This window comes from Halomonas dongshanensis (genome assembly GCF_024790395.1).
In the GTDB taxonomy this organism is placed as follows: domain Bacteria; phylum Pseudomonadota; class Gammaproteobacteria; order Pseudomonadales; family Halomonadaceae; genus Vreelandella; species Vreelandella dongshanensis.
Window position 1 is genome coordinate 738,178 of sequence record NZ_JAJISC010000001.1, and the last position, 22,134, is coordinate 760,311.

At 63.0% G+C, this 22,134-nt stretch carries 21 protein-coding genes; 5 read left to right on the top strand and 16 right to left on the bottom strand.

Features of this window, described 5'->3' with window-relative positions:
* Window positions 1–121: 121 nt before the first annotated feature.
* Complete coding sequence (locus LLY24_RS03410; RefSeq protein ID WP_259034849.1) at window positions 122–1,513, bottom strand: PepSY-associated TM helix domain-containing protein; 1,392 nt, start codon at window positions 1,511–1,513, stop codon at window positions 122–124.
* A 107-nt stretch (window positions 1,514–1,620) separates the two neighbouring features.
* Window positions 1,621–2,556 (bottom strand): helix-turn-helix domain-containing protein, encoded by a 936-nt coding sequence (locus tag LLY24_RS03415; RefSeq protein WP_259034850.1) that lies wholly within the window; start codon window positions 2,554–2,556, stop codon window positions 1,621–1,623.
* A gap of 198 nt (window positions 2,557–2,754) precedes the next feature.
* Here LLY24_RS03415 and eat point away from each other — a divergent pair, with 198 nt between their 5' ends.
* Window positions 2,755–4,188 (top strand): ethanolamine permease, encoded by a 1,434-nt coding sequence (gene eat / locus LLY24_RS03420; protein ID WP_259034851.1) that lies wholly within the window; start codon window positions 2,755–2,757, stop codon window positions 4,186–4,188.
* Between the two features lie 92 nt (window positions 4,189–4,280).
* Window positions 4,281–4,994, top strand: a complete 714-nt coding sequence (locus LLY24_RS03425; protein ID WP_259034852.1) for an SIR2 family NAD-dependent protein deacylase — start codon at window positions 4,281–4,283, stop codon at window positions 4,992–4,994.
* An 11-nt stretch (window positions 4,995–5,005) separates the two neighbouring features.
* Here LLY24_RS03425 and bioA read toward each other — a convergent pair whose 3' ends face one another.
* Genes bioA through bioB form a run of 6 tightly spaced genes read right to left on the bottom strand, consistent with a single transcriptional unit; the run spans window position 5,006 to window position 10,738 of the window.
* Window positions 5,006–6,274 (bottom strand): adenosylmethionine--8-amino-7-oxononanoate transaminase, encoded by a 1,269-nt coding sequence (gene bioA, locus LLY24_RS03430; RefSeq protein WP_259034853.1) that lies wholly within the window; start codon window positions 6,272–6,274, stop codon window positions 5,006–5,008.
* Window positions 6,271–7,002: a dethiobiotin synthase gene (gene bioD / locus LLY24_RS03435; RefSeq protein WP_259034854.1), complete on the bottom strand. Its 732-nt coding sequence runs from the start codon at window positions 7,000–7,002 to the stop codon at window positions 6,271–6,273. The genes bioA and bioD overlap by 4 nt, the downstream gene beginning before the upstream one ends.
* Window positions 6,999–7,775, bottom strand: coding sequence for a methyltransferase domain-containing protein (locus LLY24_RS03440; protein WP_259034855.1), 777 nt, complete (start codon window positions 7,773–7,775; stop codon window positions 6,999–7,001). Before LLY24_RS03440 ends, bioD begins: the two co-directional genes overlap by 4 nt.
* Window positions 7,772–8,542 (bottom strand): alpha/beta fold hydrolase, encoded by a 771-nt coding sequence (locus LLY24_RS03445; protein ID WP_259034856.1) that lies wholly within the window; start codon window positions 8,540–8,542, stop codon window positions 7,772–7,774. Before LLY24_RS03445 ends, LLY24_RS03440 begins: the two co-directional genes overlap by 4 nt.
* The gene (gene bioF, locus LLY24_RS03450; protein ID WP_259034857.1) at window positions 8,539–9,681 is read right to left on the bottom strand and encodes an 8-amino-7-oxononanoate synthase; all 1,143 of its coding nucleotides are present in this window, start codon (window positions 9,679–9,681) and stop codon (window positions 8,539–8,541) included. Before bioF ends, LLY24_RS03445 begins: the two co-directional genes overlap by 4 nt.
* Window positions 9,674–10,738 carry a biotin synthase BioB gene (gene bioB / locus LLY24_RS03455; RefSeq protein ID WP_259034858.1) on the bottom strand — a complete coding sequence of 355 codons (1,065 nt, stop codon included), beginning with the start codon at window positions 10,736–10,738 and terminating at the stop codon, window positions 9,674–9,676. Before bioB ends, bioF begins: the two co-directional genes overlap by 8 nt.
* 152 nt (window positions 10,739–10,890) lie before the next feature.
* Here bioB and LLY24_RS03460 point away from each other — a divergent pair, with 152 nt between their 5' ends.
* Entirely contained in the window at window positions 10,891–11,634 is a 744-nt protein-coding gene (locus LLY24_RS03460; RefSeq protein WP_259034859.1) for a tRNA-uridine aminocarboxypropyltransferase, read from the top strand.
* Between the two features lie 33 nt (window positions 11,635–11,667).
* On the opposite strand, the gene LLY24_RS03465 is transcribed toward LLY24_RS03460, so the two are convergent.
* The 8 genes from LLY24_RS03465 to def all read right to left on the bottom strand — a co-directional run bounded on the left by LLY24_RS03465 (window position 11,668) and on the right by def (window position 20,137).
* A complete protein-coding gene (locus LLY24_RS03465) occupies window positions 11,668–12,573 on the bottom strand; it encodes a DMT family transporter (protein ID WP_259034860.1) in 906 nt (301 codons plus the stop codon).
* The gene (locus LLY24_RS03470; RefSeq protein WP_259034861.1) at window positions 12,570–13,817 is read right to left on the bottom strand and encodes a TraB/GumN family protein; all 1,248 of its coding nucleotides are present in this window, start codon (window positions 13,815–13,817) and stop codon (window positions 12,570–12,572) included. The genes LLY24_RS03465 and LLY24_RS03470 overlap by 4 nt, the downstream gene beginning before the upstream one ends.
* Window positions 13,818–13,935: 118 nt before the next feature.
* On the bottom strand, window positions 13,936–15,387 hold the full coding sequence (locus LLY24_RS03475; RefSeq protein ID WP_259034862.1) for a TrkH family potassium uptake protein: 1,452 nt from the start codon (window positions 15,385–15,387) through the stop codon (window positions 13,936–13,938).
* A 73-nt stretch (window positions 15,388–15,460) separates the two neighbouring features.
* Entirely contained in the window at window positions 15,461–16,834 is a 1,374-nt protein-coding gene (gene trkA / locus LLY24_RS03480) for a Trk system potassium transporter TrkA (protein ID WP_259034863.1), read from the bottom strand.
* Window positions 16,835–16,930: 96 nt separating this feature from the next.
* Entirely contained in the window at window positions 16,931–17,137 is a 207-nt protein-coding gene (locus LLY24_RS03485) for a dodecin (protein ID WP_259034864.1), read from the bottom strand.
* Between the two features lie 66 nt (window positions 17,138–17,203).
* Window positions 17,204–18,541: a 16S rRNA (cytosine(967)-C(5))-methyltransferase RsmB gene (rsmB, locus tag LLY24_RS03490; RefSeq protein WP_259034865.1), complete on the bottom strand. Its 1,338-nt coding sequence runs from the start codon at window positions 18,539–18,541 to the stop codon at window positions 17,204–17,206.
* Entirely contained in the window at window positions 18,538–19,536 is a 999-nt protein-coding gene (fmt, locus tag LLY24_RS03495) for a methionyl-tRNA formyltransferase (protein WP_259034866.1), read from the bottom strand. The genes rsmB and fmt overlap by 4 nt, the downstream gene beginning before the upstream one ends.
* Before the next feature lie 88 nt (window positions 19,537–19,624).
* The gene (gene def, locus LLY24_RS03500) at window positions 19,625–20,137 is read right to left on the bottom strand and encodes a peptide deformylase (protein ID WP_259034867.1); all 513 of its coding nucleotides are present in this window, start codon (window positions 20,135–20,137) and stop codon (window positions 19,625–19,627) included.
* Between the two features lie 237 nt (window positions 20,138–20,374).
* Here def and dprA point away from each other — a divergent pair, with 237 nt between their 5' ends.
* Window positions 20,375–21,496, top strand: coding sequence for a DNA-processing protein DprA (gene dprA, locus LLY24_RS03505; protein WP_259034906.1), 1,122 nt, complete (start codon window positions 20,375–20,377; stop codon window positions 21,494–21,496).
* A 45-nt stretch (window positions 21,497–21,541) separates the two neighbouring features.
* The gene (gene tsaC, locus LLY24_RS03510; RefSeq protein ID WP_259034868.1) at window positions 21,542–22,123 is read left to right on the top strand and encodes an L-threonylcarbamoyladenylate synthase type 1 TsaC; all 582 of its coding nucleotides are present in this window, start codon (window positions 21,542–21,544) and stop codon (window positions 22,121–22,123) included.
* The last annotated feature ends 11 nt before the right edge of the window (window positions 22,124–22,134 follow it).

Sequence of the window (22,134 nt, forward strand, 5' to 3'; positions counted from 1 at the left end):
AGCGCACAGAGGAGGTAGGCTAGAAAAAGCGAAGAGAGAGGACTACAAGCCAGTACTGATAGGAGGGCGTGGCCAGCCTGCCCAAAGCGCCTATGTAGACGCCTTGGGCGGCGTCATTTCATCAAGACTGCGACAGTGACTCTTTGCCACTACGCAGCTTTTTCCGCGACAGCCCCCACCAGCGCAGTGCATCGACCACCGCGAAGGCGAGAAGGCTCACGCCCATGACCGGTAGCGCAAAGCCGAGGGCGATGGCGATGAGGGCGGTAACCAGCTTGATACCCAGCGGTAGCTTGAGCCAGGGCTCGCTAACGGTGGGAAAGCGCTGACCGCTCGCGGCATTCAAACGCCGCCATGCCATGCGGTAGCCCCAGAAGATGAGCGTCACGAGGCCCAGCGCGATCATTGCCAGTACCAGCTGGTTGGCGAGGCCAAACATCACGCCCATGTGCAGATCCACTCCCCAGCGGGTCAGCTTGGCCGCCAATGGAAAGGTGGTGAAGTCGGTTTGATCGAGCACGGCCATGCTTTGCGGGTGCAGCGCTACCTGATCGACCTGGGTGGGCCAGCGGCGATCGATTTCGGCTACGCGCCAGGCTTGGCCACTGGCGGCGGGAGGCGCGAGCTGGATACGTGTAGCGTCGAGCCCAGCGGCGCGTGCAGCACCCAAAGCGCGGTCGAAGTCAGTCAGCGCAAACGAAGATGCCATGGCCATAGGAGCGGCGCTGTGCCCGGCATGGTTATGCTCGGCGTGTGGGTCTGACGTCTCTGTCGTAGCCTGTTCGAGAGAGGTAGAGACGCTGGGCGTGCCCCAGTTCATTGCGCTGCGCAGCTCGCCGATATTGCCCCCGGCCCACTTGGACCACGTAAGTCCCGTGGCCGAAAAGAACAAAAGCCCCACAGCAATGACGGCGCCAATCGTGGCATGGCGGCGCCGAGTCGCCAACGCAGGGCCTGCCCGCTTGAGCGAGCGGCGCTGCCATAGCCACAGCACGATACCGCCGAGCGCGGCGATCCACAGCCACGAGGCGGCCAGTTCGCTGTAGAGCCTGCCGGTATCGCCCAGCAGCAGCTGGCGGTGGAAATGGTCAATAGCGGTGCGCAGCGGCAAGATACCGCTGGTGCCGTAAACGGTGGTATCGCCCCTTACCTCGAGCGAGCCTGGGTCGATGAAGATAGCGCGGTGTTCCGACGGGCCAAGCGTTTCATCGCTGAACATGATGCGGCTGGTGGCGCCGGGCTCGGGCGCTGGGCGCACGGCGCTGGGGAGCGTATCGGTCTCCAGATAGCGTTGGGCCGTGGCGACTTGATCGGCCAGCGGCTGCTCGGGGACCTGCGAAGTTGCCGTCAGCGCATCGCGGTAGACCCAGCTTTCAAGCGGCGGGCTCAACAGATAAGCAATGGCAGAGAGCGCGGCCACCAGAATGAAAGGACCGATGAACAGCCCTACGTAGAAATGCAGGCGGGTGAGTATCGCGAACAGCAGTTTGCTCGTGCGCGTCGAGGGGGCCATGACGTTTTCCTGATCAGGGTGTTTTTTTATGTGGCGCCATGGTACGCCAACTTTAAATGTCCCTAGGCGCGACGAAAGGTCGCATTACTATGCTCGCCAAAGCGATGTCAGTGGCGGTAGAGCGCCTGGGAGGGAGCCTCGCCGAACAGGCGCTTGTAGTCGCGGGCAAACTGCCCCAGATGGTAGAAGCCCCAAAAGGTAGCGATCTCGGTCACCGTTTGCGGTGGCTCGGCGGCCAATAGCGCTCGACGCACTCGATTGAGCCGCGTCAAACGAAGAAACTGCAGCGGGCTGATACCCAGAATCGAGGTAAAGCTGTATTGCAGAGTGCGTCGGCTGGCGTGGGTGAGCTGGCACAGGGCGTCCATGGTGACGGGCGTATCGGGGTGGGTATCCAGGTGGCGCTTCACCACCTCGACAATGGCTTTACGGTGTGCATGGCTTGGCGGCGGCGGGGCGGCACGTTGTCGGGTTTGAAGTAGGGCAAGCAGCGCAGTGGCCGCCAAGTCTCGCTGCAGTCCCTCGGCCAGGGGGCATCGGCTTAAATAGAGCAAACGCTCGAGCACGACCGTCACCGCTTGCAGCGTCGTTTGCCCCACCGGGTGTCGTGCGCTCTGCGGCCAAGCGTCGTCGAGTACCACGCCCCGGCGCTTGGCCATCGTCTCAAGCGCCTCCCTATCAACGACGATGCCGTAGATATCGAAGCCTTTCGGGGTGATGAGTTCGAAGTCCTTTCCGCCGGGGCGGCACATGACCTCATCGCGCTCCAGGGCCTGCCCATCGATGCGCCCTGCAACGGGCTTAGCCGGTAGCCCGATCCAGAGCGAATGCGCCCATACGCGGCATTGCTGGCGCAGCGCGAGGGCAGTGTGCTCCTTGAAGACCTGCAGCCCAGGCAGCAGGAGTTCATCCAAGCGGCCATAGAAGCGGCCTTCGCCCAGCTGGTCGTACTCCTGCTGCCAGCGGCTTAGATGATGTGCCTGCTCGTCGGCGTCGAACGCCTCTTGGGTGCATCGTTTCGGTGCAAATGGCGTATCGAACATGGCCGTCGTTTCTCCCATTGTCTGCGAGAAATACTCTTATTTTTTTATAAGTATCTGTTTGCAAATTGTTTTTCGATCGGTCTGTGGTTTTGCCGAAAAGCGATACTGAGCAATGACCGCGAGCGCTATGGTGATAAAAGCAATATCCGTTCCATACGACTCGCGTCTTTTGATGCGCTCAACAACAGGGACAAGACGATGGCAGAACCTTCGATCGATCAGGCATATCTGGCGCGGCGCCAACTGCGCAAAGGCACGGCGGGCTGGCTGTTGCTGGCAGGCCTTGGGGTCTCCTACGTGATTTCCGGCGACTTTGCGGGCTGGAATTTCGGCATTGCCGAGGCTGGATGGGGCGGCTTTGCCGTGGCAGCGTGTCTTATGGCGCTGATGTACCTAGCCCTGGTGCTGTCGCTGGCGGAGATGTCGGCGGCCATTCCGGCGGCAGGCGGCGGGTATAGCTTTGCCCGTCAGGCGATGGGCCCGGCGGGTGGGTATCTCACCGGGCTTGCGGTATTGATCGAATACGCCCTGGCGCCTGCGGCCATCGTGATCTTCATCGGCTCGGCGGTAGAGGCGCTGACCGGGCTCAACGGCCCGCTGGTATATCTACTCTTCTATGCCGTTTTCATCGGCATTCACCTGACCGGTGTAGGCGAGGCGCTCAAGGTGATGATGGTGGTCAGCGGTCTTGCCGTGTTCGCCATTCTGGCCACGGCGGCGGCGCTGTTCGGCAATTTCGATGCGGCCAACCTGTTCGATATCGCCCCTAGCGATGCGCTTGGGGCCAACGCTTTCATGCCCTATGGCTGGTACGGCATTTGGGCGGCGCTGCCGTTTGGCATGTGGCTCTTTTTGGCCGTCGAAGGCGTGCCTCTGGCGGCCGAAGAGGCCAAGGACCCGGCCCGCGACATGCCCAAAGGGATTATCGCGGCGATGCTGTTCTTGCTCTTCACGGCGCTTCTGGTCGTGGTGCTGCTGGCCGGTGCCGCCGGGGCCGAGGCGATCGGGCAAAGCGGCGTGCCGCTGGTCGATGCGCTCAACGTCGCCGGTCATCCGCTGTTGGCTACCGTCGTCAACGTGCTCGGGCTTGCTGGGTTGATCGCCTCCTTCTTCTCGATCATCTATGGCTATAGCCGCCTAGTGTTCGCACTGTCGCGCGCGGGGTATTTGCCGCGGCGGCTATCGCTCACCAGCGAGCGCAAGGTTCCCACGCTTGCGCTCATCGTTCCGGGAGTTTTCGGCTTTCTGGTGTCACTAAGCGGGGCGGGGGATCTGATTTTGGCCATGGCGGTGGTGGGGGCCACACTCTCTTATGCGCTGATGGCGCTAAGCCATATCCTGCTGCGCTTGAAGCGTCCTGATCTACCTCGCCCCTATAAGACGCCGGGCGGTGTGGTGACCTCGGGCGTGGCGCTCGCGCTCTCGCTGGTGGCATTGACTGGGGTCTATGCCTTCGACCCGCGTGCGTTCAACTACACGCTGCTGCTCTTTGCCGTAGGCGCGGCCTACTTCTTCCTCTATAGCCAACATACCCTGGTGGCAAAAAGCGCCGACGAAGAGTTTGCTCTGGTGAGTACGACGCCCGAACAGGATCTGCGGCGCGGGGTAGCGGCTATGGCGCTCAAGTCATAGCCTTTATATCGTGCCCATGGTGGCATCGGCTATGCTGACAGCGGCCAGGCGTTTGCCTGGCCGCAATGACATTCAGGCGTTTCGAGGTCAGCATGGCACAAGCTCCGCACCTAGTGGTTTTCAGTGGATCCGGCATTAGCGTCGAGAGTGGCATCAAGACGTTTCGCGCCAGCGACGGCCTATGGGAAGAGCATCCCGTGGAGGAGGTGGCCACCCCCGAAGGCTGGCAGCGCGACCCGCAAAAGGTGCTGACGTTTTACGACCAGCGGCGTGAGCAGATTCGTAAGGCCAAGCCCAACGCGGCGCACTTGGCGCTCGCAAGCCTCGAAGCTGCGGGTTTTAGGGTCAGCGTCATCACCCAGAATATCGATGACCTGCACGAGCGAGCGGGCTCGACGAGCGTTTTGCATCTACACGGTGAAGCGCTCGTGGCGCGCTCATCGGTCGATCAGCGGTTGCGTTACCCGCTGCCCAAGGGAGGCATCGCGCTGGGCGATCTTTGCGATAAAGGCAGCCAATTGCGCCCAGATGTAGTGTGGTTCGGTGAAGCCGTGCCGCTCTTTGGCGAAGCCTGCGATCTCGCCGCCGAGGCGGATTTCTTCCTTGTCGTGGGCACTTCACTCACGGTGATGCCAGCCGCGTCGCTGCTGCGCTACATCGATACCGCTACCCCCTGCGCGCTGGTCGACCCCGACGCCAAAGCGCTCACGCCTCCCGGCGTACTCGCCATCGAAGCCGCCGCAGGCGAAGGCGTGCCTAGACTGGTCGAGCACTGGAAGCGTGTGGGGGCGCTAACGCTGCCTTGATGGAGCCGTCGTTAGCGTAAGAACCAGGTCTTCATTGCATCGGTGATGCGCGTCATCTCCTCTTCGGTAGTAATGTAGGCGGGCATGGTGTAGAGCCAGCGGCCTATCGGGCGCAGCCAAACACCGCGCTTACGAGCGAAGGCGGCCACGCCTTCCAGTTGGGCGGAAGTATGGGTTTCGATGACGGCGGTAGCACCGAGAAGACGGACGTCGGTAATAGCAGGGTGCGCCCTGAGTGCTGTGTCGTCGAGCAGTTCGCGTCGCAATATGTGGTTCAAGCTCGCAATCTTACCGAGGTAGTCCTCCTCTTCGAAAACGGCGATGCTCTCCAGCGCAACGCGACAGGCCAGAGGGTTGCCCATGAAGGTGGGCCCGTGCATGAAGGCATGCTCGGCGGTATCGCCGATGAACGCTGCGTGCACGCGATCGATGGCCAAAGTGGCGGCGTGACCCAAGTAGCCCCCAGTGAGACCTTTAGAGAGCACCATGATATCCGGGGTGACCTTGGCGTGGTCGGCGGCAAACCACTGCCCGGTGCGCCCGAAGCCCGTGGCGACCTCATCGAAAATTAGCAGCACGTCGAAGTCGTCACACAGCTTGCGGGCGCCGCGCAGGTAGGCGGGAGAGGTCATGTTCAGCCCTCCCGCTGCCTGCAGCAACGGCTCCATGAGCAGAGCGGCGATCTCGTGATGGTGGCGTTCGAGCAGCTGGCGTAAACCCGCAAGATCGGCCTCGACTTGATGGGGCTGCGCATCGAAAGGCGCGCGAGGCGCGGGGGCGAAAAGGTGCTGGGGAAGCAGCCCGGCGAAGAGCTGGTGCATGCCCTCCTCGGGATCGCACACCGCCATGCAGCCGGTGGTATCGCCGTGGTAAGCCTTCATCAGTGACAGCATCCGGCGTTTTTCGGGCTTCCCGGTTAGGCGCTGGTACTGCAGCGCCATCTTCATCGCCACCTCCATGCCCACCGAGCCGCTATCGGAGTAGAACACGTGATTCAAGCCAGAGGGCGTTAGTTCGACGAGACGCGTTGCCAGCCGCTCGGCAGGGGCATGAGTGAGGCCGCCGAGCATGACGTGGCAAAGCTCGCCCGCCTGCTCGCGCAGCGCCGCCACTAGCCGAGGATGGGCGTAGCCGTGAATCATGCACCACCACGAGCAGGTGGCATCGAGCAGCCTTTCGCCCGTGTCGAGTTTGAAATGCGCGCCTTCGCCACCCACGACGCGAAGCGGCGGCGCCTGGGTTTTGAGGTGGGCATAGGGGGGCCAAACGGGGGAGGTCATGGGGCTCTCCTTTGGGGCGGTGCTGATAGCAAGGGTGCCACACTCAGGAAAGCGCTAACGGTCTTGGCACTCGGAGCGTCTAGATGGGGCGCGACACCAAGACAAGGGGCATTAAGCGAGCTATGAAGCCTTGCCAGCGTAGCGGCGAAGCGCGTGGGGTGAGCGGCGAAGTCGCCATCGACCGCACTGCCCACCCACCCCGCTAGGTGCAGGCCATCGGCGTGGATCGCTCGGGCACTAAGTAGAGCGTGATTCAGACAGCCGAGCTTGAGCCCCACGACCAGCACGACGGGAAGCGCCAGCTGCTTTACCACATCGGCGAGCGACTCTTGCGCATTGAGCGGAACATACCAACCACCGGCGCCTTCGATCAGCGTCAGGCTGTCAAGCCGCGCCTCCATTCGCGTTGTAAGGCGCGCTTTGAGATGCTCGGCCACCTCGACAGCCGTCAGCGGTACGCCCACTTCTGCAGCGGCTATGTGAGGTGCAATGGCGGGGGCAAAGGCCCAGCGGTTGACCGTTGCGTAGTCGACGGTGGGGTAGCTCTGCGCCTGTAGCGAGAGGGCATCCGCATTGCGCAACCCTTCGGGCGTCTCTTCGCATCCCGAGGCGATGGGTTTAAGGCCAAGTGAGCCAAGGCCCTGGGTTCTTGCTTGATATAGCAAGGCGCTAGTGACCAGCGTTTTACCCGCGTCGGTATCGGTTCCCGTGACGAAGAAGGTGCTCATGGGGTCTTCTCCAGGCAGAGAATGAGACAGCGATAGCTCACCGGCAGCCCCTGCGGTTCGCGAAGCCGCTCGAACCGCGCCGCTGCGACCGCAATATCCTCACGCGTAACGCGGGCCTGCCCTCGCCCTACCTGCGCACCGATGCCTTTGATCGATGCCTGCACCGCCGAGAGATCGGTATAGAAAAAGCGTAGCGTTCGCTGGGCCTGACTCACGAGCCTCAGGCCGCTCGCGTCGACGGCCTGGCGTATGTCGTCGAGTGGCGCAAGCGAGAGCAGAGCCTCCGGACGCTGCCAGGCACGGGCGATTTCGTCCAGCGTGCCCGGTAAGAGCGTGGTGATATGCGCTTTCCCACCCAGGCTGAGGGTGCGATATAGCTCGTGCATGACGCCTTCCAGGTCGAGGCACCACTGCAGGGCGAGGTTGGAAAAGACCAAGTCGATGCTCGCCGCCTGAAAGGGGAGCGCTGCGGCATCGCCCAAATGCCAGTCGATATCGACGCGCTGGTGCTTGCGGGCTTCGGCCAGCATGCCGGGGGCAATATCGAGGCCGTGGAGGGCGGCGTGGGGGTAACGCTCGGCCAAGCGCCGCGTCCACACGCCCGTGCCACACCCTACATCCAGTACACAGTTTGCCTGCGCTGGCAGGCTGGGCCAGAGTAGTTCACCGATGGCGCGCTGGGCCCGGGCGCGCCCTTCGTAGCGCGAGGCCGTGCGTGAAAACGCGTTGGCGACCCGCGCTTGCCAGTCGATTGGCGATATAGACGCGGTCATCGGGCGCTCTCCATGGTGGTCGTTTCGAGCAGTAGCGTTTGAAGCAGTTGCGCCAGTGTCGCAGGCGCCGAGAGCATGGGGCAGTGGCCGACGCCCGGTAGGCTAAACGTACCTGCGTATTTTTCCGTGGGAGCACCTAGGTGCATCTCTGCCGCCTCCTTATTGGCCATTGGCTCAGGGCGGATAAAAGGGTCGTGCTGGCCCGTGATACGGTAGATAGGGCAAGGGGCGTGGTGCAGGCGGTGGGTGTTGTCGAGCTGCTCCAGCCAATCGAGGCCTGCCAATAGCGTTGGCGTATCGGCAGGGGGCGTCGCCCCCATCAGCGTCTTTAGACTGTGCCCTACGCGCCGGGGATGCGGCTCGCCCTGGCTTTGCCAGCGAAGAAAGTGGTGCCAGCTGGAAAGAGGGTCGCGCATGAAGGCATCGCGAAAGCGCGCGAGTGCTTCGGGGGTAACGCCCGAAGGTGTGCAAAAGCGTGGGCCGCATCCGAGCAGTATCAATGCGCTGGGTGGCGGCAGATGATCGAGCAGGGCGCAGGCGAGAAGCCCGCCAAGCGACCAGCCAACCCAGACGGCATCCGGGCGTAGCGCGGGTGCCATGATCTCGGCCAGTTCTGAAAGGAAGTGGGTAGCGCAGGCGGGCGTGCTGCCATAGCCGGGCCAGTCGATGGCGGTTACCTCACGGGTTGCGTCCCAGTGCGGTGCCAGCGTTTGCCAGATGCGTTTGTCTACTCCCCAGCCCGAGAGCAGTAGCACGGCCTCACTCATGCGGCCTCCCGCTGCCAGCAACGCGCAAGGGCCGCGAGAAGACGTTCGATATCGCTACGGCTATGTCGAGCGCTCAAGGTGATACGCAGGCGCGCCTGCCCTGGCGCCACCGTGGGTGGCCGAATGGCGCCTACCTTTAGCCCTTCTTCCTCCAGTGCCGCCGCCCAGGCTAGCGTGCGCTGCTCGTCGCCCAACAGCAGCGGCTGAATGGGCGTGGTGGCGTCGGCTAGCGGCAGGCCTATGGTTTGCGCCTCGCGCCGAAACCAGCATACGTTCTGCCTTAGCCGTTCGCGCCGCTCGGGCTCGCTCTCGACGATGCGAAGCGCCGCTAAGGAGGCCGCTGCCACAGCGGGAGGCTGCGCCGTGGTGTAGACGTAGCTGCGCGCGAACTGCATCAGATGCTCGATAAGCAAAGCATCGCCCGCCACGAAAGCGCCTCCGGAGCCTAGCGCCTTGCCCAAGGTGCCCACGAGAATCGGCACGGCGTCGCTATTAAAGCGCGTACCGACGCTGCCGCTGCCGTCGTTTCCCAGTACGCCGAGGCCGTGGGCATCGTCGATCATAAGCCAAGCTGCATGCTGACGGCTGATCTCGGCAAGCGCTGCTATATCGGCGATATCACCGTCCATGCTAAAGACGCCATCGCTAACGATGAGCTTATGCGTGGCGCTGCTACGCTCGAGTAAGCGGGTAAGATCGCTCATTGACCCATGGTGGAAGCGGCGCATACGGGCGCCGCTCAGCTGCCCGCCATCGAGCAGTGAGGCATGGTTGAGCCGATCCTGAAAAATGGCAGTATGCGCATCGGCCAAGGCCTGCAGAACGCCGAGATTGGCCATATAGCCGGTGGAGAAAAGAAGCGCTTTTTGCCGACCGGTAAAGCGCGCCAACGACTCTTCGAGCTCTTGATGGATGGCAAGATGACCGCTGACGAGGTGCGAAGCGCGTGCGCCGCTGCCAAACCGGCGCGCAGCCGCTGCTGCGGCCTTCGCCACGCGAGCGTCTGACGCGAGGCCGAGATAGTCGTTGCCGGCGAAATCGAGCGTCACATCCGAATGCACGTGGCGCTGTCGATTTTGATGCTTTCTACGGCGCCTCTCTTGCGCGTCCATCAAGCGTGCGCGCCAAATCTCAGACACCGCCCACCTCAACGGCAAGCTCAGCAACGCGTTTGGCGTGCGCGCTGGCCTGAGCAGCCTGCTGCAGGCGGCTGGCCTGATCGGCGTCGCTCTCAACGCTGTCGCGGCGTTCGGGGTGCAGGCCGAGTTTGGCGAACAGCGCGCGGTCGCGTTCGGCCTGAGGGTTGCCGGTAGTCAGCAGCTTGTCGCCGTAGAAGATCGAGTTGGCGCCGGCGAGAAAGGCGAGCGCCTGGGTCGATTCGCTCATCTGTTCGCGCCCGGCCGAAAGGCGCACGTGGCTTTGCGGCATCAGGATGCGGGCTACAGCGATGGCGCGAACGAATTCGAGCGGGTCGAGATCGTCGACGTTTTCAAGCGGTGTGCCCGGCACCTTGACCAGCATATTGATGGGCACCGACTCGGGATGCGGCGAAAGGCGGGTGAGCTGCTGAAGCAGGGTGCTGCGGTCGCGCGGATTTTCACCCATGCCGAGGATGCCGCCCGAGCACACCTTCATGCCCGCCTCGCGCACGTGGCCCAGGGTCTTCAAGCGGTCGCTGTAGCTGCGCGTGGTAATGATATCGGCGTAGAACTCGGGCGAGGTGTCGAGGTTATGGTTGTAATAGTCGAGCCCTGCCGTGGCCAGTCGTTTGGCCTGCTCCCCATCCACCATCCCCAGCGTCATGCAGGTCTCGAGCCCTAGCGCCTTGACCCGGCGTACCATCTCTTCGACCACGAGCAGGTCCTTGTCGCGTGGGCTGCGCCAGGCGGCGCCCATACAAAATCGACTGGCGCCCGCTTGCTTGGCCGCTTCGGCCTGGGCCACCACTTTGTCGATCTCCATCAGCTTCTCTTTGGGTAGATCGGTGTTGTAGTGCCCTGACTGCGGGCAGTACTTGCAGTCCTCCGGGCAGGCGCCGGTTTTGATTGAAAGCAGGGTCGAAACCTGTACGGCATTGGCGTCGAAATGCGCCCGGTGCACCTGCTGCGCTTTAAACAGCAGGTCATTGAACGGCAAAGCAAAAAGCGCATCGATCTCGTCGAGCGTCCAGTCGTGGCGCGCGGTCACTGAAGTCATGGTCAACCTTAAATGCATTATTAGTTGACGCAACTTTAGAAGGCCCAGTCAAACGATGTCAACCTGGTTTTGTTTTATGGTTTACATTGTCCGGTGTATCTACTCCCGTGACTGCTTTATACTCGCCGCCCTGCCAACCCTGCGGAGCTTTTATGCCTCACTCTGACGATGCGTTCGACCACGATCCCGCCACCGGCCATCCGCGTCCAGCGCGGCGCGAGTTCAAGGCGCGCGGAAGCTTCGTCGAGCGCTGCCCGGGGTGCAATCTTCCGGTGCTCAACTGTCTTTGCCCCTTTAAAACCACCGCGCAGAGCGAAGCCGAGGTGTGGCTGATCACCCACCCGCTGGAGCATCTGAAACCAACCAACACGGGTCGTTTGATCGTCGACGTGCTACCGGCGTCAAAGGTATTCACTTGGTACCGCACCGCGCCGGACGACACGCTGCTGGCGCTATTGAACGATGAGCGCTATGCGCCTTTCGTGATTTTTCCTGATGACCAGCCGGACTATGCGGACCGCGTGGTAGGAGGGGAGGCGGTTGAGGAGGCTAAGCGTGAGGGCAAGACGCCGGTTTATATTCTGCTCGACGGCACCTGGCGTCAGGCGCGGCGCATTTTCCGCAAGAGTGCCTATCTGGATAGCTTGCCGGTACTGCCGCTGCACACCACCCGCGAGACGCGCTATCGCTTGCGTAAGCCCGCCTCCAAAGCGCATCTGTGCACGGCCGAGGTGGCCGTCGAGCTACTGCGCGCGGGAGGGGATACTACCGCCGCCGAGGTGCTCGACGACTACTTCGACGCCTTTAACGAAAGCTACGCCGCTAGCCGCTTCTACGCCAAGATCGACTCGCCGAGCCCTGCCATGCAGCGCCTGCTCGACCGCCAAAAGGCATAACACTGCTTGGTCGCGATGCTATCGAACCTATCGTTATGCGTCGCGACCGGGTAGCCAGCGCAGTAGCACCTTGCGCACCCAGTACCAGCGGTTGATCAGTAGCGCCATGAAGATGAGCCCGCAGCCTGCAAGCTGTAGCGGCGTCATGGTTTCCTTGAACCACCATGCGGCTAAGAGCGCCGTCCAGACCGCTTCGAGCATCAGAATCACCGAGGCGTGGCTTGGCGTGGTCATGCCCTGCGCCTTGATCTGAATGAAGTAGCGTAAGGCGCTGGAGAGCAGCACGCTGGCCATGAACCAGCTCAGCACCGTCGTGCTAAGCGCCACGGGCTGCCGCTCGATGACAAACGAGAGCAGCGTAAGCACGATACCCACACCGAGCAGCTGCAGCGTGGTGAGCGGCAGCGCGGGTACGTGGCGTACGACCCGCGTATTGACGTTGATCAGAAAGGCGAAGCAGAGCGCGGCCATGATCATGAACACTTGGCTCTGCTCGACGCGAAAGCCCGCATTGAGCGATAGCAGCACAAAGCCGAGTAGCGCCACCGGCAGCGCCACCCAGGTAGAACGTGGGGGGCGGTCGCCGAACAGCAGGCGCGCCACCACCGGCACCAGCAAAATGCCCAAGCTATTGATGAAGGCGCTTTCACCCAGGTGGTGGGAGTAGCTTAGTCCTACGATCCAAAAGCCGATGGCGGCGCTGAACAAGAGCCCCACGAAGAAGCCTCGGCGGATACGCCGTGCGGGCATCTGGGTGAGCGTGGGCCAAGCGAAACCAAGCAGAATCAGCCCCGCCATGAGAAAGCGCGTGCCGATGAACAGCAGCGGCGGCATGCCCGCCAGCGCTTCTTTAGAGAAGATCCACCCGGCGGCCGCCATTAGCGTGACGCCCAAAAGCAGGGCGTCCGCCTGCCAGGGCGCGCGCTGAATGGTTCTCACGCGGCACCGCCAAATAGCGCGCCAGCAATGCGAAAGCCTGCCACCCAGGTGCCCACGGCCGAGCCGATGGTGGCGAGCAAGAACACCAGCAGCGTGCGTGATACGCGGTTTTTCCACCAGCCACGCCACTGGGTCACGTCACGGCGCAGGTTGGAGAAGTCACGCACCTTGGGCTTGCGCAGGTAGAGTTCCACACCTGCGGCAACGAATCCTGCACCGATGGTAGGGTTGAGCGAGGTGAGAGGCGCGGCGAAGAAGGTAGCGATGACGGTGCCTGGATGGGCGAGGGCGATGATGGTCGCGCCGCCCGACAAGATACCATTGATCAAGAACCACTCGATGATCAGCTGCCAGCCGAGTTGGTTATCGCGCGAGAAGCCGATGGCAAAGCCGGTGATGACCAGTGCCGTGATCGCCCAGGGTAGTATCTTCCAAAGCTTCGAGGGCGGCGGTGTGGCTTCGAGCTCGGCAACTTCGGTTGCGGGTGTTTCGGGAAGCGGCGCGCTCAAATGCTCGCCGGTGCCTTTGAGGTGCCCAGCACCTAGCACCACCAGCACGTGACGATAGCGTCCTGGAGGCGCGTCTTGGGCTAGGCGCAGCGCCATGTATCGGTCGCGTTCGCGAATCAAGGGGGTGTATAGCGTTTCGGATTCGGTGGCGAACTCGCTGAAGGTGGCCTCCAGAATGTCCCCCTCCTTGAGCTTTTCGATCTCCTCCTTGGAGACGTCCTGGCGCGACAGCACGCTGCCAACGAGCCCCGAAAAGAGCGAGAAGCGCTGCCACCATGGCACGTTGCGATAGATACGCTTGAGCGTGATGCCCACGTCGCGGTCGACCAGCAGCAGCGGCAGCTCCCGAGTGGCCGCTTCTTCGACGGCTGCGCGCATTTCGGCGCCCGGCTGAATGCCCGACTGCTCGGCGATGCGCTGCTGGAAAGCGCCCAACGCCAAGCTTGCCGCGACCATTCCTGCTTTGCCCTGCTTAAAGATCTGGAACAGGTCTTGATCGTTGAGGGCATCGGGGTTGGTCATACTTTGATGACGTGCATCGCAGAGCTCGATGGCGACGGCATCGAAGGCGCCGGTAGCTAGCAGCGCACGCACGTCATCGGCGCTTTCGGCCGACACGTGAGCGGTGCCCAGCAGGGTGTAGCGCGTCTCGCCCACGCTAAGCGTCTGGCGTGGCCCGCTGGTGGCGGGCAGCGACGCATCAAGCTTAAGCGCCATCACTTCGTCTTGGTTCATCGATAGTTCTCTTAAAAATAGTGCTCTTGAAAATAGTTCTTTTGAAAAGCGCAGATAGAAACGGTTTTGAGACAGGTTGTTGATACAGAGTGTTGAGACAAATGTGTATGGCGGGCGATCAATGGCGCCAGAAGGCGGGGGTAAACAGCACGAGAACGGTGAAAATCTCGAGTCGTCCCATCAGCATGGCGACGACGAGAATCCACTTGGCCATCCCCGGCATATCGCCGTAGTGGCTGCTGGCCTCGCCCAGCGCCGGGCCCAGGTTGTTGAGCGCCGAGCCCACGCTCGACCACGCGGTAATCTGGTCCACCCCGGTCGCCATCATGCCCACCAGCATAAGGAAGAACAGTAGAACATAGACCGAGAAAAAGCCCCATACCGCCTGGGCGATGCGATCGGGCACGCTGACCTTGCCAATCTTGACCGCAATCACCGCGTTGGGATGGATCAAACGCATGATTTCACGCATCCCCTGCTTCACGATCAGCAGGATACGGATTACCTTCATCCCGCCCCCGGTCGAGCCGCTGCACCCACCCACGAACGCGGCGACGAAGAGCAGAAAGGGCAGCGCCCCCGGCCAGCCAGAGAAGTCGGCCACTGAGAAACCGGCGGTGGTGGCCACCGAGACTACCTCGAAAAGGGCATGGCGCAGACCGTGAAGCGTGGTCTGATAGGTGCTGGTGGCCATCAGTGCAATGAGCGTGATCGCCACCAAGGCAAGCAGGAAGAGCATCAAAAAGCGCGCTTCGGGGTCTTGAAAGTAGTGCAGCAGGCGCTTTTCGCGCCAGGCGATGAAGTGCAGGCTGAAACTAAAGGCCGAGACCAGCATGAAACCTACGCAGATCAGCTCGATGGCCGCGCTGTTGAAGTAGCCGATGCTGGCGTCGTAGGTGGAAAAACCGCCTAGCGCCACGGTCGAAAAGCTATGGCCCAGGGCATCGAACCAGTTCATGCCCGCGAGCAGGTAGGCCACCATGCAGGCGAAGGTCAGGGTAGCGTAGATGTACCACAGCGCCTTGGCCGTTTCGGTGATGCGCGGGGTGAGCTTGGAATCCTTGAGTGGGCCAGGGATTTCGGTGCGGTAGAGCGCCATGCCGCCAACGCCGAGGGTCGGCAAGATGGCCACGGCAAGTACCACGATCCCCATGCCGCCAAGCCACTGCAACTGCTGGCGGTAATAGAGGATCGATTTGGGCAAAAAATCGATGCCGGTGATCACCGTTGCCCCGGTGGTGGTTAGCCCCGAAAAGGACTCGAAGACCGCATCGGTGATCGACAGTGACGCCTCGCCAAAGAGCATGAAAGGAAGCGAGCCAAATAGCGCCAGTACCGTCCAGAACATCGCGGCGATGAGAAAGCCATCGCGAATGCGCAGCTCCTTGCGCTCGCGGCGGTTGGGCAGATAGAGCGCAAGCCCGGTGAGCACGGTGATGGCGATGCCTGACGCAAAGGCGCTCCAGACGCCGTCGCGAAACCAGAGCGATACCAAAATGGGAGGCAGCATGGTGAGGCTGAACAGCATCAGCAATAGCCCCAGTATGCGCAGAATGACCCGCAAGCTCATGGTGAGCGCTTACTCCTCAAGACCGAAATACGTCGGCATGCCTAACGTGATGTTGTCTAACGCTCTGTGTTATCTAGAAAAAGCTCAGGCCGACCTGGAATAGACGCTCGACGTCACGAATACGCCGCTTGTCGATGACGAACAGGATGACGTGGTCACCGCTCTCCACCAGCAAATCGCTATGGGCGACCATGACCTCTTTGCCGCGTACGAGGGCGCCGATGGTGGTGCCTTCGGGCAGATCGATCTCAGCAATCGTACGCCCCACCACGCGGGAAGATTGCTTGTCGCCGTGGGCGATCGCCTCGATGGCTTCCGCTGCACCCCGGCGCAGCGAGTGGACGTTGACGATGTCGCCGCGGCGCACGTGGGTCAAAAGGCTACCGATGGTCGCCTGCTGGGGCGAGATGGCGATATCGATCTCGCCGCCCTGGACCAAATCGACGTAGGCGGCGTTGTTGATCAGCGTCAATACCTTCTTGGCTCCCAAACGCTTGGCCAGCAGCGACGACATGATATTGACCTCGTCGTCGTTGGTTAGCGCGCAGAAGATATCGCACTCCTCGATGTTCTCCTCTTCGAGCAGGCGCTTGCTGGTCGCGCTGCCGTGCAGCACTACGGTGCGGTCGAGTTTTTCCGAAAGCGCGGTGCAGCGCTCTAGGCTGTGCTCGATGATCTTGACCTGATGGTTGTGTTCGAGCTGCTCGGCGAGGCGCTCGCCGATATTACCGCCACCGGCAATGACCACGCGGCGAAAGTTACGCTCGACCCGGCGCAGCTCGCTCATCACTGCGCGAATGTCGCGCCGGGCGGCGATGAAGAAGACCTCGTCATCGGCCTCGATGATGGTATCGCCACGCGGGATGATCGGCCGATTACGCCGATAGATCGCCGCCACGCGGGTGTCCACATTGGGCATGTGGCGGCGCAGAAAGGCCAAGTCCTGGCCCACCAGCGGGCCGCCGTAAAACGCCTTGACCGCCACGAGCTGCACCAGACCACCGGCGAACTCCAGCACCTGCAGGGCGCCGGGGTACTCGATCAAGCGGCGAACGTGATCGGTGACCACCTGCTCGGGGCTGATCAAGACGTCGATGGGCACCGCTTCGTGGGCGAAGAGCCCTTTGCGGGTGAGGTAGGCGGTAGCACGAACGCGGGCAATCTTGGTCGGCGTGCGAAACAGGGTGTGGGCGACCTGGCAGGCGATCATGTTGACTTCGTCAGAGTTGGTCACCGCGATCAGCATGTCGGCATCTTCGCACCCGGCTTGGCGCAGCACGATGGGGTAGGAGCCTGCGCCGGTAATGGTGCGAATGTCGAGCTTTGTGTGCAGTTCGCGCAGCTTGTTGGCGTCTGGGTCGACGACGGTGATGTCGTTTTCCTCGCGAGCCAAGTGCTCAGCGAGGGTGCCGCCGACCTGACCGGCGCCGAGTATGATGATTTTCATTGCGAGACGTCGCTTCGTTCACGGTTCACGCGCAGTCGCTGCGCTGCAATAAAGACGGCGGCCAGTGTAAACCAGCCGCCGTTGAAAAGCAGTCGATCAATCGAGGGTGAAGCCCACCTTCAGCGTAACCTGCCAGTGCGCCACCTGATTGTTCTCGATATGCCCACGGGTATCGGTGACCTCGAACCAGCGCATGGCATGGATGCTCTCGCTCGCCTTGGCGATGGCGTTGCGAATGGCATCCTCGACGCTGGTTTCGGAAGATCCGGTGATTTCGACGTGCTTATACGTGTTCATGCTCATCGTTAAAGCTCCTTCCATGTCGTCAATGATATCGTCAGTGGGCGCTCATCATGCCGTACGGCTTTTTCAGCCTAAGCGCTTCTCCAGTCTGGCATAAAAAAAGCCATCGTGACGCTCAGGCGTGGGAAAAAGCTGGCGTCCTGCGCCGCTGGGCTCGCCCCAGCTTACGTCCGACGGCGTGGTGATCCGTGCATCCGGAGTGCGGGCCAAAAATGCCGCGACTTGGTCGGCGTTCTCCTCCGGCAGCACCGAGCAGGTGGCGTAGAGCAGGGTGCCGCCGGGGGCGAGCAGGCCCCAGAGGTTATCCAGCAGCGCGGCCTGCAGCTTGGCGAGCTGGCGAATGTCATCGCGGCGGCGCAGACGCTTGATATCGGGGTGGCGACGAATCACGCCGGTGCCCGAACAGGGCGCATCGAGCAAAATGGCGTCGAAGGGCGTGCCGTGCCACCAATCACGCTCGGCGGCATCGGCGTGGCGCAGCTCGGCGCTTAGCTCTAAACGCTCCAAGGTACTCTCCACGCGCGCCAGGCGAGTTTGGTCGCTGTCGAGCGCGGTCAGGGCGATATCGAACTGTTCGAGCAGGTGGGCGGTCTTGCCCCCTGGCGCGCAGCAGGCATCCAGTACGTGGGCACCGGGGCGCGGGGCGATGGCGGGCCCCAGCAGCGCCGCGGCGAGCTGGGCGGCTTCGTCCTGTACGCTGACGTGCCCCTGCTCGAAGCCCGGCAGCGCGGTGACGTCGCAGGGCGTATCGAGGGTGATGCCATCTGGCGCGTGGACGCAGAGCCGCGCTTTCATGCCGTTCTCGGTGAGCTCGGCAAGGTAGGCCTCGCGGTCGTTGTGACGCTGGTTGACCCTAAGCGTCATGGGGCCGGGCTGATTGTTGGCATCGACGATCTCACGCCAGTGCTCGGGCCAGGCTTGGCGCAGGGCGGTGAGCAGCCAAGTGGGGTGTTCGAGTGCCGCGCTTGGGTCGCTATTGGCTTGTGCTTCGAGGGCGGCAGACTCTCGTTGCAGGCGGCGCAGGCAGCCGTTGAGTACGCGCGTGGCCCACTCCTTACCTAGTAGACGCGCCGCGCCGGCGGTTTCGCCCACCGCCGCGTGGGCGGGAATGCGCATGTAGAGCAGCTGGTAGATGCCGATCAACAACAGCGCCTGCACGTCGCTGTCGCGCTTTTTGAATGGCTGGCGCAGCAGCAGCGCAGTCAACGCTTCGAGTCGGGGCAGGCGGCGGCACACGCCGTAGCAGAGCTCTTTGAGCAGGGCGCGATCGCGGGCCACCACGCTCTGCTCATCGAGGCCTGCAAGCGACCCTTGAGCGGTGAGGATCGGCACCAGGGCACGGGCAGCGGCCGCACGTACTTCCAGGCCGCTGCCAGGCGGTGTGGGGCGTTTTGCAGCGCTCATGCCGAGGCTCCCGTGGTAGAGGTGGGATGTGTGTCCGCAGGCCCGAGGCGCGTACCTGGCGCCAGCCGCGTCTGATGGGCGTTGAGCAACTGGCTCACCGCCATTGCCTTGCCGCTTGGCAATTGCGCGGTGGTGACCATGAGCACCTCCTCACCTTGAGCGCCGCAGGCGATACGCAGGCAGTCGGCGCCGTGGTCGAGCAGGGTGCCCGGTGCCGCCTGGGTTTTACTCGCTTTCTCGGCGCTCGCCATGAGCAGGCGCAAACGCTCGTCGCCCAGGGCGCACCAGGCCACGGGCCAAGGATTGAAGGCGCGAATCTTGCGCGCAAGCGCGGCGGCGGGCTGGGTGAAGTCGAGCTCGGCCTCGGCTTTGCTGAGTTTGGCGGCGTAGGTCACGCCCGCTTCGGGCTGCGGTGTGGCGCTTGCGCTGCCTGCCTGTAGCGCATCAAGGGTCGTCACAAGTGCGCTTGCGCCCTGTTCGGCAAGGGCGTCGTGCAGGGCGCCGCCGGTCGTCTGCTCAGTAATCGGTGTGGTCACTTTGGTGAGCATGGCGCCGGTATCGAGCCCGGCGTCCATCTGCATGATGGTCACGCCCGAAGCGTCGTCGCCCGCCTCGATGGCGCGCTGGATGGGGGCGGCGCCGCGCCAGCGCGGCAGCAGCGAAGCGTGAACGTTGATACACCCCAAGCGCGGCGTATCCAGCACCGCCTGCGGCAGAATCAGGCCGTAGGCCACCACGACCATGACGTCGGCGTCGAGCGCGGCAAGCTGCGCTTGGGCCTCGGCACTTTTCAGCGAAACGGGCTGGTACACCGGCACGTCGTGAGTCTGCGCCAGCTGCTTGACCGGGCTTGGCGTTAGCTTGCGACCACGACCGGCGGGGCGATCTGGTTGGGTATAGACCGCCACGACCTGGTGGGGGCTTGCGAGTAGCGCCGCAAGGCTTGAAGCGGCGAAATCGGGCGTGCCGGCGAACACCACGCGCAGTGCAGACATGTCAGTGATCCTAGAACGGGTAAAAAGGCGGGGCGAGAACGAACGGATGGCCGCAGCGGCAGCGGCAGCGCCGCCACGGCCGCAACCATCAGGCGTCCTGGTTCTGCTTGTGGCGCTTTTGCATCTTCTTCATCACCCGGTCGCGTTTGAGCGGCGAGAGATAGTCGACGAACAGCACCCCTTCGAGGTGATCGTATTCGTGCTGAATGCAGTGAGCCAAAAGGCCGTCGGCCTCGAGCTCGTAGGGCTTGCCGTCGCGATCCAGTGCGTTGAGGCGCACTTTGAGAAAGCGGGGAACTTCGGCGTAGTATTCGGGAATCGACAGGCAGCCTTCGGAGAGCGGCTCTTTCTCTTCGCCAATGGGCGTGTAGCGCGGGTTGATCAGCACCAGCGGCGAGGCGCCATCTTCGCTGACGTCCATCACCACGACGCGGCGGTGGACGTCGATCTGGGTGGCGGCAAGCCCGATACCTCGGGCGTCGTACATGGTTTCCAGCATGTCGTCGACGAGTTGCTGAACGTCGGCATCGACGTTTTCGACCGGGAGCGCTTTGGTCCGCAGGCGCTCATCGGGGAATTCGAGAATGGGGCGTTTGGCCATGGCGTATCACCGTCGATTAGGGCGTAAGAACGCTGAGTCGTTAAAACGCAGTGGAAGTCGTTGGGTTGCTAGATAGGCCGCACTATATCACGCCATGGCGCGCCCATGGCATGCCCATCTAAGCGCATCGCACGCGAGTAATGCGCGTCAACGAACAAGGAGAATGGGGTGAGCGAGCGTCAGGCAGGTGTCGTCCAGAAAGGTGCCGTCCAGGCAGATGAAATCCAGACGGGTGAAATGCCCACCAGGGCCTGGTTGGCGGTGTATGCGCTGCCCGGCGTGGGGGCTGCCAAGGTCGCGCGTATCGTCGCCCAGGCGCCGATATGGCCCCACGGCTGGCTGGCGCTACTCCCCGCGCCTGCCGCCGCCGCCCTGCGCCACTGGCTTGCGGCACCCGAGAAGAGCCCGCTCGATGCGCTGTGGCAGTCGAGTCTCGCTTGGCAGGCGGCGGCGCCTAACCGCCATCTGCTGCATCGCGGACACCCCGCTTGGCCGCCGCTGCTCGATGAAATCGCCGACCCGCCGGTGGTGCTGTGGGCCCAGGGTGATCTCGAGGCCTTGGCGCTGCCGGGCCTCGCCATGGTCGGCACGCGGCGACCGACCAACGAAGGTATTGGCAATGCGCGAAGCTTCTCCCGTGAGCTGGTCGCGCGGGGTTGGTGCATCGTCAGCGGTATGGCGCTCGGGGTAGACGGCATTGCCCAGGAGGCCGCGCTGGAGGCGGGCGGTGCCAGCATCGCGGTGCTGGGGAGCGGAATCGACGTGATCTACCCTGCCCGCCATCGCGAGCTCTACGAGCGTTTGAGCCAGCGTCCCAAAGCGCTCGTGCTCGCCGAACATCCTCCGGGCACCCAGGCGCATCCGGCCTTCTTTCCACGACGCAACCGCATCGTTACCGGGCTCTCGTTGGGTACGCTGGTTATCGAGGCGACCGAAAAGAGTGGCTCGCTGGTGAGCGCGCGCCTGGCGCTGGAGCAAAACCGTGAGCTTTTCGTGCTGCCTGGCTCGCTGCACAACGTGCAGTCGCGCGGCTGCTTGACGCTCATCCGCCAAGGCGCGGCGCACCTGGTGTTCGAGGCCGAGCATATCGTCGAGCAGTTGGGGCAGTGGGCGCCGCTTTATGTTGCGTCAGAGACACTTGAGGGTACGTCGGTTGCCGCGCCAAGCGCGGCGTCAGCGCCGCATTTTGCGCCTTCCGATGATCCGCTACTGCAAGCGCTCGATCACTCCCCCACGCCTATCGATCTGTTGGTACAGCGCATCGACGTTTCGGTTAGCGAGTGCCAGCAGCGCTTGCTGATGCTGGAGCTCGAAGGCCAGGTCGCTCAGCAGGCGGGCGGCTGGGTGCGTCTTGGCTGAGCATGGTAGGATGAAGGCACTAACGGCTCTTGTTGAGGATGTGCCATGAGTATGTCGACCCGTGACAACGATGCCTTGAGCGACCCCATGGCGCAGGCCGTCGCAGCGCTTGGCCAGGGCGAAGTCGTGGCCTGCCCGACGGAGGCAGTCTGGGGGCTGAGCTGCGACCCCGATAACGGTGAGGCGCTGACGAAGCTTATGCGCATGAAAGCGCGCGATCCGGCCAAGGGCGTCATCTTGGTCGCCGCCTCTATTGCCCAGTTCGAGGCCTGGCTTCAGGGCCTGCCGCTCAACCTGCACGCGCCGCTCGCCGCTAGCTGGCCCGGACCCAGCACGTGGCTTGTGCCTGACAATGGCCGCAGCCACCCGCTGGTACGCGGCGCCCATGATCGCGTGGCGCTGCGGGTGACCGATCACCCAGTCATGCGCGCGCTATGCGACGCCTTCGGTGGGCCTTTGGTGTCCACCTCGGCCAACCGTGCGGGAGAGGCGCCTGCCATGAGCGAAGACGAGGTAAAAGGCGTTTTTGGCGACGAGCTGGGCGCGGTTATGCCGGGCGCGCTGGGTGGCAACGCCCGCCCGAGCGTGATCCGTGATCTGCTCACAGGCCAAGTGCTGCGCGCCTGACGTTAGGGCGA